The organism is Shewanella canadensis, from assembly GCF_003966225.1.
Taxonomy (GTDB): Bacteria; Pseudomonadota; Gammaproteobacteria; order Enterobacterales; family Shewanellaceae; genus Shewanella; species Shewanella canadensis.
Genome location: NZ_RXNU01000002.1, coordinates 443,432 through 458,608, shown reverse-complemented (window position 1 = coordinate 458,608; position 15,177 = coordinate 443,432). Strand labels below are relative to the sequence as shown.

General features: G+C 48.0%; 13 protein-coding genes. 6 read left to right on the top strand and 7 right to left on the bottom strand.

Annotated elements, in window-relative coordinates; genetic code table 11:
• Nucleotides 1–881 precede the first annotated feature (881 nt).
• The 4 genes from EKG38_RS05480 to crp form a co-directional block, all read right to left on the bottom strand.
• Entirely contained in the window at nucleotides 882–2,207 is a 1,326-nt protein-coding gene (locus tag EKG38_RS05480; protein ID WP_126519240.1) for an ATP-binding protein, read from the bottom strand.
• Entirely contained in the window at nucleotides 2,204–2,878 is a 675-nt protein-coding gene (locus EKG38_RS05475) for a response regulator transcription factor (protein ID WP_012144209.1), read from the bottom strand. The genes EKG38_RS05480 and EKG38_RS05475 overlap by 4 nt, the downstream gene beginning before the upstream one ends.
• A 47-nt stretch (nucleotides 2,879–2,925) precedes the next feature.
• The gene (locus tag EKG38_RS05470) at nucleotides 2,926–3,264 is read right to left on the bottom strand and encodes a PepSY domain-containing protein (RefSeq protein ID WP_126519239.1); all 339 of its coding nucleotides are present in this window, start codon (nucleotides 3,262–3,264) and stop codon (nucleotides 2,926–2,928) included.
• 82 nt (nucleotides 3,265–3,346) lie between these two features.
• Nucleotides 3,347–3,982 (bottom strand): cAMP-activated global transcriptional regulator CRP, encoded by a 636-nt coding sequence (crp, locus tag EKG38_RS05465; protein WP_012144207.1) that lies wholly within the window; start codon nucleotides 3,980–3,982, stop codon nucleotides 3,347–3,349.
• A 445-nt stretch (nucleotides 3,983–4,427) separates the two neighbouring features.
• Here crp and EKG38_RS05460 point away from each other — a divergent pair, with 445 nt between their 5' ends.
• From EKG38_RS05460 to EKG38_RS05440, 5 genes are all read left to right on the top strand, one after another.
• A complete protein-coding gene (locus EKG38_RS05460) occupies nucleotides 4,428–5,204 on the top strand; it encodes an SEL1-like repeat protein (protein ID WP_126519238.1) in 777 nt (258 codons plus the stop codon).
• A 328-nt stretch (nucleotides 5,205–5,532) separates the two neighbouring features.
• Complete coding sequence (locus tag EKG38_RS05455) at nucleotides 5,533–5,847, top strand: hypothetical protein (RefSeq protein ID WP_246033098.1); 315 nt, start codon at nucleotides 5,533–5,535, stop codon at nucleotides 5,845–5,847.
• 137 nt (nucleotides 5,848–5,984) lie between these two features.
• On the top strand, nucleotides 5,985–7,331 hold the full coding sequence (locus tag EKG38_RS05450) for a TolC family protein (protein ID WP_126519236.1): 1,347 nt from the start codon (nucleotides 5,985–5,987) through the stop codon (nucleotides 7,329–7,331).
• The gene (locus EKG38_RS05445) at nucleotides 7,331–8,629 is read left to right on the top strand and encodes an efflux RND transporter periplasmic adaptor subunit (RefSeq protein ID WP_126519235.1); all 1,299 of its coding nucleotides are present in this window, start codon (nucleotides 7,331–7,333) and stop codon (nucleotides 8,627–8,629) included. Before EKG38_RS05450 ends, EKG38_RS05445 begins: the two co-directional genes overlap by 1 nt.
• A gap of 9 nt (nucleotides 8,630–8,638) precedes the next feature.
• Nucleotides 8,639–11,776 carry an efflux RND transporter permease subunit gene (locus EKG38_RS05440; RefSeq protein WP_126519234.1) on the top strand — a complete coding sequence of 1,046 codons (3,138 nt, stop codon included), beginning with the start codon at nucleotides 8,639–8,641 and terminating at the stop codon, nucleotides 11,774–11,776.
• 516 nt (nucleotides 11,777–12,292) lie between these two features.
• Here EKG38_RS05440 and EKG38_RS05435 read toward each other — a convergent pair.
• The 3 genes from EKG38_RS05435 to EKG38_RS05425 all read right to left on the bottom strand — a co-directional run bounded on the left by EKG38_RS05435 (nucleotide 12,293) and on the right by EKG38_RS05425 (nucleotide 14,496).
• Nucleotides 12,293–13,183 carry a phosphoribulokinase gene (locus tag EKG38_RS05435; RefSeq protein ID WP_126519233.1) on the bottom strand — a complete coding sequence of 297 codons (891 nt, stop codon included), beginning with the start codon at nucleotides 13,181–13,183 and terminating at the stop codon, nucleotides 12,293–12,295.
• Between the two features lie 102 nt (nucleotides 13,184–13,285).
• Complete coding sequence (locus tag EKG38_RS05430) at nucleotides 13,286–13,522, bottom strand: YheU family protein (RefSeq protein ID WP_126519232.1); 237 nt, start codon at nucleotides 13,520–13,522, stop codon at nucleotides 13,286–13,288.
• A complete protein-coding gene (locus EKG38_RS05425) occupies nucleotides 13,516–14,496 on the bottom strand; it encodes a hydrolase (protein ID WP_126519231.1) in 981 nt (326 codons plus the stop codon). Before EKG38_RS05425 ends, EKG38_RS05430 begins: the two co-directional genes overlap by 7 nt.
• 132 nt (nucleotides 14,497–14,628) lie before the next feature.
• Between EKG38_RS05425 and EKG38_RS05420 the strand changes: the two genes are divergently transcribed.
• Nucleotides 14,629–15,144 carry a TAT leader-containing periplasmic protein gene (locus EKG38_RS05420; protein WP_126519230.1) on the top strand — a complete coding sequence of 172 codons (516 nt, stop codon included), beginning with the start codon at nucleotides 14,629–14,631 and terminating at the stop codon, nucleotides 15,142–15,144.
• Nucleotides 15,145–15,177 lie beyond the last annotated feature (33 nt).

Below are 15,177 nucleotides of genomic sequence, written 5' to 3'. Positions count from 1 at the left end.
AAATACCACACCTATCCATCCATGGCGGTTGTGTGGGGGCATAAATGTTCCAGACATAAATACCATACCTACCCATGCATGGCGGTTGCGTGGGGGCATATATGTTCCAGACATAAATACCATACCTACCCATGCATGACGGTTGTGTGGGGGGCATAAATGTTCCAGACATAAATACCATACCTCCCCATGCATGGCGGTTGTGTGGGGGCATAAATGTTCCAGACATAAATACCACACCTATCCATCCATGGCGGTTGTGTGGGGGCATAATTGTTCCAGATATAAATACCACACCTATCCATCCATGGCGGTTGTGTGGGGGCATAAATGTTCCAGACATAAATACCATACCTACCCATGCATGGCGGTTGTGTGGGGGTATAAATGTTCCAGGCATAAATACCACACCTATCCATCCATGGCGGTTGTGTGGGGGCATAAATGTTCCAGATATAAATACCACACCTATCCATCCATGGCGGTTGTGTGGGGGCAAACATGTTCCAGACATAAATACCATACCTACCCATGCATGACGGTTGTGTGGGGGGCATAAATGTTCCTGACATAAATACCACACCTATCCATCCATGGCGGTTGTGTGGGGGCATAAATGTTCCAGACATAAATACCACACCTATCCATCCATGGCGGTTGTGTGGGGGCATAAATGTTCCAGACATAAATACCACACCTACCCATGCATGGCGGTTGTGTGGGGGGCATAAATGTTCCTGACATAAATACCACACCTATCCATCCATGGCGGTTGTGTGGGGGCATAAATGTTCCTGACATAAAAAAGCCAGTCGGGAGTTCCAACTGGCTTAATAAAGGCCGTCAACCTATTTTAGGACTAGACAGAGCTCGGAATCGAGTTAGAAAGTTAAATTGATTTTTAAACCACCGAATCGTTCGCTATGGGTAAATTGCAAATCTATCTCATATTGTTCTGCTATGTCCTTGACGATGGAGAGTCCCAGGCCATGGCCCATGGTGGCTTCATCTAAGCGTTTACCACGACTGGTCAGTTGAGCTAGCTCTTCACTCGCGACACCGGGACCGTCATCTTCTATGATGAGGCTGATGACGTCATCTTCAATGCTTGCGTTGATCTCCACCCTAGATTTAGCCCATTTATGGGCATTATCGAGTAGATTTCCGATGAGCTCCATACCATCTTCTCTATGAAGGGGCAGTCTTAGCAGTTTCTCCGGAATATGGATATTGCACTGTATCTGCTTATGAAAATGTACCTTGCTCAATGTCTGACAAAGATCGTTTAAATCTTTGGGGAGTTGCATCTGAGCCGCCGGTAACATATCTCCGGTGATCCGAGCGGCAGCGAGTTTTCTTTCGATCATCTTGTGGACTAAGTCCAACTGCTTTTGAAGCGCTATCGCCGTATCGGGATCTTTGAGTCCCAAAGCCTCTACCTGTTGCTGCATCACCGCCAACGGCGTCTTTAACCCATGACTTAGATTACCGATATTATTGCGGCTTCTTTCGAGCTGTTTGCTGGAGTATTGCAACAGTTCATTGTAGGTCGAGGCTAACCCCTGCAGCTCGGGAGGAATTTTATTCAGCTCCAATGAGGTTATCTCTCCCTCTCTCAGTTTTGATAGGGCCGATTGCATATGGTTAATCGGTTTAAATGATTGTCTCAATACCAGAAAGATGCCGGCTATCATGGTTAATAACATCGCCAGGTTGACACCCAGTTTTGTGCCGTAAATCTGAGTGAAAATTTTACGTCCGATACTCAGGTCTTGTGCAACGGTTAGGGTGGCATCGACATTGAGAGAGTCAGAACTGAGCCCGATAGAGAGGAGCTGGATATCATGATTTTGAGGCCCTTTGGTTTGCCAGACACGACTATCTCCCTTCTCTAAAAGCTTAATATCGAGTTTCTGATCCCAAAGCGATCTCGAGCGGATCTCTTGGTCCGGCAGATTAAGTTGATAATAACGGCCTGAAAATACCGGCTTATAGAAGCCCGATAGCTGGCTTTGATCTATAGTTAGCTCATCTCCCTGAAGGTGAGTCGCCAGCATAAGCTGTTCAATATCTTCCTGTAATCTCGCGATAATCGAATCGTGGAATGCCTGTCTCAACATTGACTCGAAAAAGATAATACCAACGACCGTCGACAAGATGACTAACCCAGTAAGCCAGAGACTGAGCTTAGTTCGAATCGAGATCATTCTCTGATGCCGTGGAAGATGTAACCTTGTCCACGTCGTGTCTCAATGGCCGTTTTACCGAGTTTCTTACGTAGGTGGGTGACATAGACCTCTACGACATTACTCTCTTTCTCATCATCGAACTGATACAGCTTATCTGTGAGTTGAGATTTTGAGAGCAGTTTTTGTGGTGACATCAGAAAAATCTTGAGTAACCTGAACTCCATCGCCGTGAGCTCAAATAAATTCGATCCAACCATCACAGATTGTTGGTTTTCGTCGAGTGTAACTCCTGAGAAACTCAGCTCCTTCGATGGCAAGCTTGCTTTGCCGTGAGCACGCTGAATGAGTGCATGTATTCTTGCCAGCAACTCCTGAGTGTGGAAAGGTTTACCTAAATAATCATCGGCACCGGCATTAAAGCCTTCGACCTTTTCATGCCACTGACTCCGCGCCGTTAACATGATGACCGGTGTATTAATGCCTTGATTTCGCCAGCGTTCGAGTAGTTCGAGACCGTTACCATCGGGCAGGCCAATATCTAAGATCACGCAATCGTAATTTGTCTCTTTTAGCAGGTAGTCGGCTTCGGCTGCCTTATCTGTCACATCAGTAACGTAACCGGCTTGCTTGAGTTGTTTTTCGAGTTCTTCAACGAGTAGTGCATTATCTTCAACGAGCAGTAGTTTCATATTAACCTGTCATCAAATGGTATCGTTGTCCCAAATGGAACATTGAACTAATTCTCAAAAGCTCTGCAGTCATTGGGTAACGATTTATAGGGATCGGGCTGTCCGGTACTAGCGTCCAGACTCAGATCTATGATTTGGCCACGTTGCGCCTTAATTTGCAAATCATAACGCCACTTTCCATCTTCACGATAAAGGTGCGCATCGATAAGTTTGCCGTCACAAAAATGCTTGGTTTTAGAGAGGGTAACATCGAGAGATAGAATTTTTCCTGAACTAACTAATTGTTTAGCTTCATAATGTTCAAGTTCAATCAGGCTGGATGTGTGTCCTGTCATTGGCATTAAGGCCGCAAGAGCTAAAAAGCTAACAAATCGTGCCCTTGTCATTAATATTATCTCCAAAAAAAATGGCCTGAGATTATCTCAGGCCACTTTATCGAAGCTGTCTTAAATCTAACTTAATGTTAGCTTAGCGCGTGCCGTAAACCACGATTGTTTTACCGTGAGCTTGAATCAGGCTTTGCTCTTCAAGCATCTTAAGAATACGTCCCACAGTCTCACGTGAACAACCTACAATTTGACCAATCTCTTGACGAGTGATCTTGATCTGCATGCCATCCGGATGAGTCATTGCATCAGGCTGTTTTGCCAAATGTAATAATGTTTGAGCAATTCTTCCAGCGACATCGAGGAATGCAAGATCACCAACTTTCTGGCTGGTGCTGTGCAGACGGTATGCCATCTGAGAAGAAAGCTTCATCAAAATTTCAGGGTTAACCTGGATAAGCTGCTTAAATTTCTTGTAAGATATTTCTGCAATTTCACAAGGTTGCTTAGCACGTACCCAAGCAGTTCGTTCGGCTTGCTCTTCAAACAGACCAAGTTCACCGATAAAGTCGCCTTGATTCAGGTAAGAGAGGATCATCTCTTTGCCTTCTTCGTCTTTGATCAAAACAGCGACAGAACCTTTAACGATGTAATAAAGCGTATCCGATTCTTCACCAGCGTGGATTAAAGTGCTTTTGGCTGGATACTTATGTATGTGACAGTGTGATAAAAACCATTCCAAAGTAGGATCCGGTTTAGGCTTACCAATCAGAGCCATGCCTATGTTCCTCGACAGTTTAATGTAAATACAAGAATATGCTAAATAAGCAGTTTACGTCAATTAAGTCAACAAAACCTAGATAGAGATCTAGGTTTAGAAAGAATGAATGTTCGTAACAGGCTATCTATATTGATGTTTATTTTGATACATTAGTGATATAAGTCAACTAATACCGTATAAATATGCATTGATTGGTTTAACAATGCCGAGTTAATCACATCTTACCTCTGTTTCAGGTCGAACTTGTTCGATATTTATTTGTCATAAACTGAGTGTGAAACACACTTTTTCTCGACTTTGGCTGTTAAATCTGGCTAACTCAGAGGAATTGAGCGTTTTGTATTGAGTTTTTACTGCTTTTTTTGCTGTTCCAATTTAGTTTTTTCAACAGTAAACCCCCTTTGCGGGTTGGTTCGTATGCTGATTTCGATAGGAGTTGTTTTTGAAATATCATCCGTTATTTGTAGGCGTTGGTTTTGTCATATTACTCTTGACGAGTACTACAACTAATGCATTTTCAATTCCTCAGCCAGTGGCAGAAGTGGCCGCGAGTAAATTAGCCCATATTCAGCTGAAAGCCTCTCAAGGCGAGAAAGAAGCACAGTTTCTTCTCGGCCTCATGTATCTGTCCGGACGTTTCGTAGAGCAAGATCAACAACAAGGGATTAAGTGGGTCTCTCTGGCTGCAGAACAAGGCCACCCCAAGGCTCAACAGACTCTGGCGGATCTCTCATTCGAAGGCAATATTATTGAACGTGACCTTACGGTCGCAGAGCGCTGGTATCTCTCTTTAAGCGAACAGGGCAATAAGTGGGCTCAATTCAGGCTCGGTTTTATCTATGCCGCCGGTGGGAATGGTGTGGAACGGAACTGTGGTAAAGCGGTTGACCGATTCAGTTCGGTCGGCGATGAAGTTTCATTGGGGAATGTGGCTTGGATCTTATCTACCTGTCCGGAAGAGGAGTTCCGAAATGGTGATAAAGCCCTGCAGTTAGCACAGAGCCTGGTTGATGCGAATCGTGATGATCCGACTAACCTGGATAATCTGGCTGCCGCTTATGCTGAAACCGGTGACTACAGTGCGGCGATTATGACGCAGCTAAAAGCCATCGATGCCCTGAAACATAGCGAAGAGGTACATCGAACCGGTGAATTTGAGGAGCGTCTTCAGACCTATGAGCAGAATAAACCTTTCCGCGAAATCGTTCCCTTGATGTGATCACACGCGTTTAATCACCAGGCCATCTAATACCAATCGGTATAAAGATGATGGCCTCGGTCATATTTGATGACGTCATCACTCAATACCTTAGCGCTATATCACGAAAACCCTATTTACTCGTGTAAATTAGTCATTATCGATATCTTGTTTCTAGATCTTAAAACCTGACTCTGGTTTAATACCGCCTCACTCTGAATTGCGGCTTCAGTTTTTTACTCTTTAGCTTGATAGTCATTTTATTAGGAAATATTGCTTGTTCAACACGAAGGCTTCAACACAGGTTTTACAATCTAAGTTGACACTGGTTCTCCTGCTGGTGGTTTTCGTGTCTCAGTTATTTCCAACCTGTGTGGCGTCAGATATCCACACTAACGCATTTGCCTCACAAGAGAGCTCCCCAGCTCAAGCGACTCCTTTCGGTGAAAAGCAGGAAGATTGTTGTCATGTTCAGGGGCACATCTGTCATGTCTCTGCGGCCAGCGAGCAAGAGGAACATGATGACGATTTTCATACCTCCTGCCATCCACCTATGGAGCTACACTTTGCCTGTGACGTCAATCGAGTCGAAGGCGAAAGCCCGTTTCTTATAAGTTACCAAGATAGAAAATACGCACCACCCATTCCCCCTCCTCATAGTTAACTCCACGTTATTTATATAATTTTTATTTATTAAATCTGCCTGCAACAAGTTGTGGCTGAGGTGAGTTGCCGTGTCTATTTTCGATAAGACGCGACTCGCATCGTCATGTGTTCAGGCGATAACCGGAGTTTATTCTCGTGAAGAGATATCAAGAGATCACACTCGTGGCCTGCCAACGTGCGCTGGTCACCGTGAGTCTGTGTGTGCTTGCATTATTTGCAGGCAAGAGTGTAGCCCAGCCTGGCAAGGGCGAAGTGACCCTGCCTTGGGTGCTGGAAAAAACCTTGCTAAACAATGTTCAACTGCAAACCTTTCCCTATGAGCTCAGGGTCAGTGAAGCCCTGACCCTACAAGCTGGGATCACGCCCAACCCCGAGTTTTCGGTCGAAATCGAAAATGTGCTGGGCACGGGGGAGAGGCAAGGCGTCGATAATGCCGAGATCACTCTGGCATTAAGCCAACTTATCGAGCTGGGTGAAAAACGTCAGCGCCGCGTCGATGTTGCTCAAGCAACAGAGCGTCAAAAGTTGAGTGAATATGAGATATTGCGTCTGGATATCCTGGCCGAGGCCACCGGGCGTTACTATCAGCTACTTCGCCTGCAAGCCCTGCAAGACTGGAGCGAAAGACGTTTTTTGGTTGAGCAGAGCGCTTTAGAGGCGATCGAATCCCGCGCCAATGCCGGGGCAGTGATTCAAGCCGATGTGACTAAAATGGCTCTGCGCCTGTCTCGAACGACGGCGGTCAAGGAGCAGCTCGATGGCGAGACAAGACTTGCCCGACTGCGTTTAGCGGCCATGTGGTCGAAGGAACCTCACTTCACTCGAGCCCTTGGTACTCTGGACCTGTCATCGACGCTTCCCACGGCGGCGAGCGTGCTCAACGCTATCGAAACTGCTCCTCAATATCTGCAACTGTTAAGCGTCGAGCGTTTGATGTACGCCAGACGCCGTATGGAGGAATCTAAGGCGCAATATGATGTGACATTGGGGATGGGAGTTCGAAGCTATGAGGGGTTCGACGATGGTGCCTTGATGTTCAACTTCTCTATGCCCATTCCTCTCTCTAACCCCAATCAGGGTAATATTTTGGCCGCTAAAGCCAGTGAAGACAGAGCGATGGAGCAGCAAAAATTGGCCCGCGGTCAGTTAAGGCTTTCATTGATGGAGATCCATCAGGCCATGGTCAATAACGCCCGGCAAGCAAGCCGCATCCAGCAGCAAGTTCTGCCTTTAGCTCAACGGTTACTCGAAGACACTCAAGGTGCCTATCAAACGGGCCAAGCCAATGTGCTGCAGCTGGTCGATGCCCAATCTGAACTGTTTGCCATAGAGCGGGATCTTATCGAAGCCAAAGTGGCTGTCTATCAACAGAGGCTCGAACTCGAGCGCATCACCGGACAATCTATGACTGCCACAAACTCAAACCTTAGCTCAAATGCTCGTTCAAACATGACGCCGTTTGTGGCACCGGAGAACAGATAATGAATTTTAAATTGAATCAGCTTTCATCTGCATTGATGGCAGCAGCTATCGCTCTATCGGCCTTGGGCCTTTCAACTCTGCTGCCGGGAAACTTAGCCTGGGCCAGCGGCGATCACGGCCATGGCCATGAAGAGAAGGAGGAGCATGCTCCCGAGGGACCACATGGAGGCAGACTCCTGCACAGTGGTGAGTTTGAGGTCGAGATCACTATGGTCGAGTCGGGGATCCCGCCGGAGATGCGCGTTTATGCTTACCATAAGGGCGAGAAGCTGGACCCAAGCGAGATTAAACTTAAGCTTCTGCTTAACCGCCTCGGCGGCAAGACAGACAGAATAAGCTTTATCAGCGAAGAAGATTATCTGGTGAGTGAGCAGAGCGTCTCGGAGCCGCACTCTTTCGAGGTGGAGGTCCACGCAGGCTTTAAGGGTGAGTCCTTCGACTGGCACTATGAAAATTACACTGGCCGGACAGAGATCAACGACCGATTACTGAAACTTTCCGGGATTCAAACTCAGCAAGCCGGCAGCAAACAGCTCACCTTCGTCGACACTCTGTTTGGTATTGTCGCCCCCATTGCCGATAAGCAGTTCAGTGTTAATGCGCCTTACGCCGGGGTTATCGAACGACTTCATGTCAGCATCGGCGACTCAGTTGAAAAGGGGCAAATCATCGCAACCGTGCGCAACTCAAGCACACTGCAAGCTTATCAGGTCAAGAGCCCGGCCAGCGGTCAGGTTACCGAGCAGCTGTTGAGCCTGGGTGACAACACCTTTAATCGCGCCTTAGTCAGTATCAGCGATCTGTCGAGTGTCTGGATAGATCTCTCTGCCTTCCCCAAGAGCATAGATAAACTTTCTCTGGGTCAGTCCGTGACGATAGGTGACGATCACAAAGAAGCCAGTCACAACGCCGAGAATGTTAGCGCTTCAGCCCGCAGTACCATCAGTTACATAGCGCCAACCATGACAGGCGGTCATATCGCCCGTGTGCGCGCAGTGATCGATAACAAGCATGGACACTGGCGACCTGGCATGCACATTCAGGCCGATATAGAGACCCGTACTAAGCAGGTGCCTTTAGCGGTACGCGTCGATTCGCTGCAAACCTTTATGGAAAATCCCGCCGTATTTGTAAAGCATGGCAACACCTTCGAGGTGCGTATGCTGAAACTTGGCGAGAGCGATGGTGTGTATGTAGAAGTGTTGGCAGGACTGGATAGTGATAGTGAATATGTCACCGAAAATAGTTATTTATTAAAAGCGGACATCATGAAAAATGCCGCTAAACACGTGCACTAGGAGCCAATTATTATGGATGCAATAATCTCCTTCGCGTTAAGGCGACGGTTACTGGTGCTGGCGATGACCCTACTCATCGCGCTATTGGGTGTCTACAACACGTTAAAATTACCTATCGATGCCGTACCCGACATCACCAATGTGCAGGTACAGATAAACACGGCGATTGCGGGCTACTCTCCACTCGAGTCTGAGCAGAGACTCACCTATGTGATTGAAAATGCCATGGCGGGGATACCTAACCTGGATCATACCCGCTCCATCTCACGTTATGGCCTGTCTCAGGTGACAGTGATCTTCGATGAAGGTACAGACATCTACTGGGCAAGACAGCAGATCGCCGAGCGACTTCAGGGGATCCGTGGTGAGTTACCTGTGGATGCCGAACCGGCACTTGGCCCTGTGAGTAGTGGACTCGGTGAAGTGTTTACCTACTCAATTCGCGCCCTCGATGGTGCATTGAAAGAGGACGGCACCCCCTATAACGCCGAAGATCTGCGTACCATTCAGGACTGGATCATCCGCCCTCAGCTGGTCAAGGTGCCCGGGGTTACCGAGATCAATAGTCTGGGTGGCTTCGAGCGGGAATATCAGGTGGCGCCGGATCCCGGTAAGTTACTGGCGTTTAAGGTCACCATCGATGATGTGATCAGGGCGCTCGAGCGTAACAACCGTAACGCTGGTGCCGGTTACATAGAGAGAAATGGTGAGCAGTGGTTAGTGCGCTCACCGGGGCAGCTTAAAGATCTGGAGGAGATCCGCCAAGTTGTCGTGACTAAGCGAGACGATGCGCCGGTCCGTATCGGGGATGTGGCCGAGGTGTTCTACGGTAAGCAACTCAGAACCGGCGCAGCGACTCAAGATGGTGAAGAGACTGTGCTGGGCACCGCCTTTATGCTTTTGGGTGAAAATAGCCGCGTCGTCGCTAAAGAGGTGGGTGACAGACTAGAGCTGGTTAATGCCAGCCTGCCTGAAGGCATAGTGGCAGAAGCGGTATATGACAGAACGGGTCTGGTCGACAAGGCCATCGCCACCGTGCAGAAAAATCTGTTCGAGGGCGCCGTACTGGTTATCGTCGTGCTGTTTGCCTTGCTTGGGAACTTTCGCGCGGCGCTTATCGCTGCCCTGGTTATTCCGCTCAGTATGCTGTTTGCCATCACAGGGATGACGGCTAATCGTGTCTCAGGCAACTTGATGAGCCTTGGCGCTATCGACTTTGGCATTATCGTCGATGGTGCGGTGATCATCGTCGAGAACGCCCTGCGTCGACTCGGTATGGCTCAACATCAATACGGCAGACTTCTCTCACTCGAGGAGCGTCTCAAGGTGGTGTTCGATGCAACAAAAGAGGTGTTCCGCCCGGCAGTATTTGGTGTGCTGATCATCATGCTGGTCTATCTGCCTATTTTTGCACTCAGTGGTGTCGAAGGTAAGATGTTCCATCCAATGGCATTTACCGTGGTTGCTGCGCTTATCGGTGCTCTTATCCTCTCGGTTACCTTCGTGCCAGCCGCCATTGCGATTTTTGTTAAGGGTAAAGTTAGCGAGAAAGAAAACTTCCTGATGGCTAAAGCGCGTAGCGTCTATGAGCCGGTGCTGTTCTTCTCTCTTAAACGCCCCGCCATCATTGTCATCACTGCGATAGCATTGATAGTTGTTACCACCTATCAACTCAGTCGCTTAGGCTCTGAATTCCTGCCTAAACTCGATGAAGGCGATATTGCCATGCACGCCATGCGCATTACGGGGACCGGCCTCGAGCAGTCGACCGAGATGCAGAAGAAACTTGAATTGGTTATCGGTGAGCTTGATGAAGTCGAGCATGTGTTCTCGAAAATTGGTACTCCTGAGGTGGCAACCGATCCCATGCCGCCAAGCGTTGCCGATACCATCTTGATCATTAAGCCTCGCGATCAGTGGGCCGATCCTACCAAGAGTAAAGATCAGTTTATCGATGAACTGAGAGAACATGTTGAGCAGGTCCCCGGTAATAACTATGAGTTTACTCAACCTATTGAGATGCGTTTCAACGAGTTGATTGCCGGGGTTCGTGCAGATGTCGCCTTGCGAATTTATGGTGACGATCTCGATACACTTAAAGCCGCAGGCGATCGCGCCGAGGCCCTGTTCCATAAACTCGATGGCGCCAAAGATGTTCGTGTCGAGCAGATGTCTGGTTTACCAACGCTGTCTATCGAGCCTAATCGGGATCACCTTGCCCTGTTAGGTCTCACTATAGTGGATGTGCAGCAAGCGCTGCAAACCGCAGTCTCTGGTGTACCTGTCGGTCTCATCTATGAGGGAGATCGCCGCTTTAAGCTTGTGGTGCGTATGGCTGATAACATCAGCCAAGACCTCAGGGCGCTTGAGCGTCTGCCTATCGCCTTGCCGACAGAGCTCAATCCTGATCTCAGTTATGTGCCCCTTGGAGAAGTGGCCGATATTAAGTTCAAGGTGGGGCCAAATCAGATCAATCGTCAAAGCGGTAAGCGTCATGTGGTGGTGACCGCCAATGTCGAAGGTCGGGACCTGGGCTCCTTCATTAAGGACACTAAGGCGCTGATGGGGAGTGAGCTTAAGCTACCCAGTGGTTATTGGAGTGAGTATGGTGGCACTTTTGAGCAGTTAGAGTCGGCATCGAGTCGCTTGATGATCTTAGTCCCGCTTACTCTGCTGCTTATCTTCGGCCTGCTGTATAGCGCCTTTGGCTCAATCAGAGACTCGTTGATCATCTTCAGTGGCGTGCCCCTGGCATTGACCGGCGGCGTCTTGGCGCTGGTGCTTAGAGATATGCCACTGTCTATATCGGCGGCGATTGGCTTTATCGCCCTATCGGGCATTGCCGTGCTAAACGGTGTGGTGATGCTGAGCTTTATCAAGCAGCTCAAGCAGCAGGGACACGAGCTGCTGGAGGCAATCAAGCAAGGCGCGAGTCAGCGACTTCGTCCGGTACTCATGACCGCACTGGTGGCCAGCCTTGGATTTGTTCCTATGGCATTGAACGTCGGCACAGGTGCAGAGGTTCAGCGCCCGCTTGCCACAGTGGTGATTGGCGGTATCGTCTCCTCGACCCTGTTGACCCTCGTCATCCTGCCGGTGCTCTATCTGCTGGTGTATCGTTTTAGTAAGAAGGGAGTCGCTAAGTAAGCTTGAGGTTCGAGGTTCTAGTTCCTAGGAACTTACGGAGAGGTTCGAGGTTCTAGTTGCTAGTTGCTAGTTCCTCGGACCTTCTTTGAAGGAACTTACTGAGAGGTGCGAGATTTTAGGCCCTAGCTCCTAGGAACTGTGGCCTTCTTTAAGATCCAGCATACCGAGGACTGATTTTAAATCAGGAGCAGATTAATCATGGATGTGGAATTTTCTGAAAAGGTTCGAGGTTCGAGGTTCGAGATCCTAGAGCTTTGGAATTTACTGAGAGGTTTGAGCTTTGAGCTTTGAGGTTCTAGTTCCTAGGAACTTATCTTGATCCTCGTACCTTCTTTGAAGGGAATAGCCAGCATACTCAAGGAAACAAACAGATCAAGATGGGGGAATTTACTCCCAAGAGCATGCTAACTCATCAGTCTTTCGCCTGAAATCCCGACGAGAGAAAGTTTACTCGATCATACTTAAATTAAGCTTAAGCTTTCCTGAGTTGAAATGAAAATGGCTGACTTTTGCTATTCACTGTTCACTATCGAGCAACAAGAGTTGCTGACGCTTCTCTAACAGATCTCTGATCAAGGGAGTTAATATCAATTCCATAGCCAGAGACATCTTGCCTCCCGGTACCACAAGCGTATTGACCCTGGACATAAATGCACCATCGATCATCTTCAGATAATAGGGAAAGTCTACATTCTTGATCCCGCGAAAGCGGATAACAACGAAGCTTTCATCTAAGCTGGGGATATTTTTAGCGCTGAATGGATTAGAGGTATCTACCGTCGGGACACGCTGAAAGTTGATATGGGTGCGAGAAAATTGGGGAGTCATATGATTAATATAATCGTCCATGCTACGCACGATCGACCCCATGACTTTTTCACGGCTGTGGCCTCTTTCTGAGGTATCTCGAATGATCTTTTGAATCCATTCCAGATTAACGATAGGGACCATACCTATCAATAGATCGACATGTTCTGCGACATTACAGATGTCGGTTTTTACACCACCATGAAGCCCTTCATAGTAGAGCATATCGGTATTTTCCGGCAACGGGTGCCACTGGGTAAATGTTCCCGGCATCTGGTTGAACGGCACAGCTTCATCGAAGGTATGCAGGTATGCGCGGGTTTCGCCTTGACCCGTCGTCCCATAGTCGCTGAAACATTGCTCTAATTTTTCAAAGTCGTTCGCTTCGGGGCCAAAATAGCTGATATTTTTATCTTCGGTTTTAGATTTACGGATCTTTAATTCCATTTCTGGACGGGTAAAGTGATGAAAGCTGTCACCTTCGACCGAAGCTGCATTGATCCCGAGTTGCCGGAAGATATGCTTAAAAGCCGTTGTCGTTGTCGTCGTACCCGCTCCAGATGAACCGGTAACTGCGATGATGGGATGTTTTGCTGACATTAAATTTCCTAAATGGAACCTGAATTTATAATGAGTCGCTGAGCTGTATTTATACGGTAATCAGACCTGTCAGGTCAAACTCGTACGTGATTTAGCTGCTACCTAGTTATGAAGGTGATCATGTTGGCGGATCGCAATCGACTCATCATCTTCACTGTATTCAACGACTAACACTCCTTGCTTTAGAGCTTGTTTGCATTTGTTTATGGCGAGTTTTAGCGTTTCATCATCTGTGTCTGAAAAACTGCCATCTTCGACCTGAGAGAAGAGATACTCTTTAATTACACTCTCTAACGTTTCATGTGGTAACTGCTGCAGTGCATCATAGGGGACTAACATGTTTTGGTATCACTCTGTGAAAGAAAGGTGAGTATTCGCCTTTCCAGATAGTATTTGGGTTTTAATGGTGTGCCACCCTCGATAAAACCGACATGTCCACCGCGATTATGCAGCTCATAGACCACATGAGGTGACAACTTATCTGCGGCAGGGATCACCTCCCGGGTCATGAAAGGATCGTCTTCGGCGTGTATGACTAACGTAGGCTGACGAATATGTTTTAGATAGTCCATACCACTGGCTCTATGGTAGTAGTCGTCCACTCCCGTAAACCCGTGAAGCGGCGCCGTAACGCTATGGTCGAAGCTATAGAAGGTGTTGAGCTCATCTATCTGCGATATAGAAACAGGCATGCTCTCCCCAAGCTGCCTATCTTTGACCTTCTCGGTGAGTTTCTGCTGCAACTGTTTTATCAGGTAGCTTTGGTAAACCTTCGAAAATCCTCTCTCCAGTCTCTTGGCGCATGCAGCAAGTTTTAGCGGCGCCGATACCACAACCGCACGCTCGATGAGACTCGAGTCATCATGCTCACCAAGATATTTAGTCAGCACGTTGCCCCCGAGACTGTAACCTACGGCCCTTATCTTTGAGTTTGGATATCGCAATTTTAAGTGGGTCAGATGTGCCTGCAGATCTTGGGTGTCACCGCTATGATAGCTTCGGGCCAGACGGTTACGCTCTCCAGAACAGCTTCTGTGGTGGTGAACGACGGCACATAGGCCTCTATCGCGGCACTCTTGCAATATCCTACGTACGTAATGAGATTCGGCACTACCTTCCAGCCCGTGAATGATAACCAGAATACTCTGCCCATCTTTGGGAAAGCTTAACCAGTCCAGATCGATAAAATCCCCGTCACTGAGCTCAAGACGTTCTCGACTCAATACTGGTCTGTCCACCTTGGTGAATACCGGTAGAATCGTCTGAATATGTGGGCTTTTTGCCCACCATGGAGGTGAAAAAGAGTGCGTCATAATATATTGGCTATTGCTGAAAATTAAAACGTGTGTTTAATTATTAACGTGAGTTGCATTGTAGCATATTTGTTTGTTTCTTTTTTTCGATTGGATTTTCATCCATATTGAAAAGTTCAGAGAGGGCGGGGCATGAAACGACGGACTTTTTTAACATCGGCATTCGTGGGAACGGCATCACTAGCGCTAGGGGTCAGCATCTATTCGCCTGAATTTATCGCGGCCAACAGATCACAAGATAGCCAGCATAGATTGCTGTTCAGCGCGCTTCTTCCGATATTTTTGGATGGGGCTCTCCCCGATGTCGAAACGCTTCGCCGCGCCGCCGAAAATCGCACCTTAGATGCCATCGGGCAGACAATCGCCATCTTGCCCGAAGAGGGGCGAGTCGAGCTGGAACAGCTACTGGATATGTTGGAGCAGAGGCTGGGGCTGCTGATCTTGACCGGTAGCATGACGCCGCTGATGATGCGTACTCCGCAAGAGTTGATCTCAATGTTAGAGTATTGGCGAAACAGTTTCTTAGACTTGATGGTGACCGCTTATCAAGGTCTCAGGGAGCTGGTTATTGCAAGTTACTACTCCTGCCCCGAGCACTGGAGTCGATTGAATTATGAAAAGCCGACATTTCTGGGCCAAGAAGCCTAGGCAATAATGACTTGGCATTGCTGTAACGCATTT

What these genes read in the sequence shown, in the direction of transcription:
- EKG38_RS05480 (WP_126519240.1), bottom strand. Translation starts at nt 2,207, where the DNA reads ATGATCTCGATTCGAACTAAGCTCAGTCTCTGGCTTACTGGGTTAGTC.
- EKG38_RS05475 (WP_012144209.1), bottom strand. Translation starts at nt 2,878, where the DNA reads ATGAAACTACTGCTCGTTGAAGATAATGCACTACTCGTTGAAGAACTC.
- EKG38_RS05470 (WP_126519239.1), bottom strand. Translation starts at nt 3,264, where the DNA reads ATGACAAGGGCACGATTTGTTAGCTTTTTAGCTCTTGCGGCCTTAATG.
- crp (WP_012144207.1), bottom strand. Translation starts at nt 3,982, where the DNA reads ATGGCTCTGATTGGTAAGCCTAAACCGGATCCTACTTTGGAATGGTTT.
- EKG38_RS05445 (WP_126519235.1), top strand. Translation starts at nt 7,331, where the DNA reads ATGAATTTTAAATTGAATCAGCTTTCATCTGCATTGATGGCAGCAGCT.
- EKG38_RS05435 (WP_126519233.1), bottom strand. Translation starts at nt 13,183, where the DNA reads ATGTCAGCAAAACATCCCATCATCGCAGTTACCGGTTCATCTGGAGCG.
- EKG38_RS05430 (WP_126519232.1), bottom strand. Translation starts at nt 13,522, where the DNA reads ATGTTAGTCCCCTATGATGCACTGCAGCAGTTACCACATGAAACGTTA.
- EKG38_RS05425 (WP_126519231.1), bottom strand. Translation starts at nt 14,496, where the DNA reads ATGACGCACTCTTTTTCACCTCCATGGTGGGCAAAAAGCCCACATATT.
- EKG38_RS05420 (WP_126519230.1), top strand. Translation starts at nt 14,629, where the DNA reads ATGAAACGACGGACTTTTTTAACATCGGCATTCGTGGGAACGGCATCA.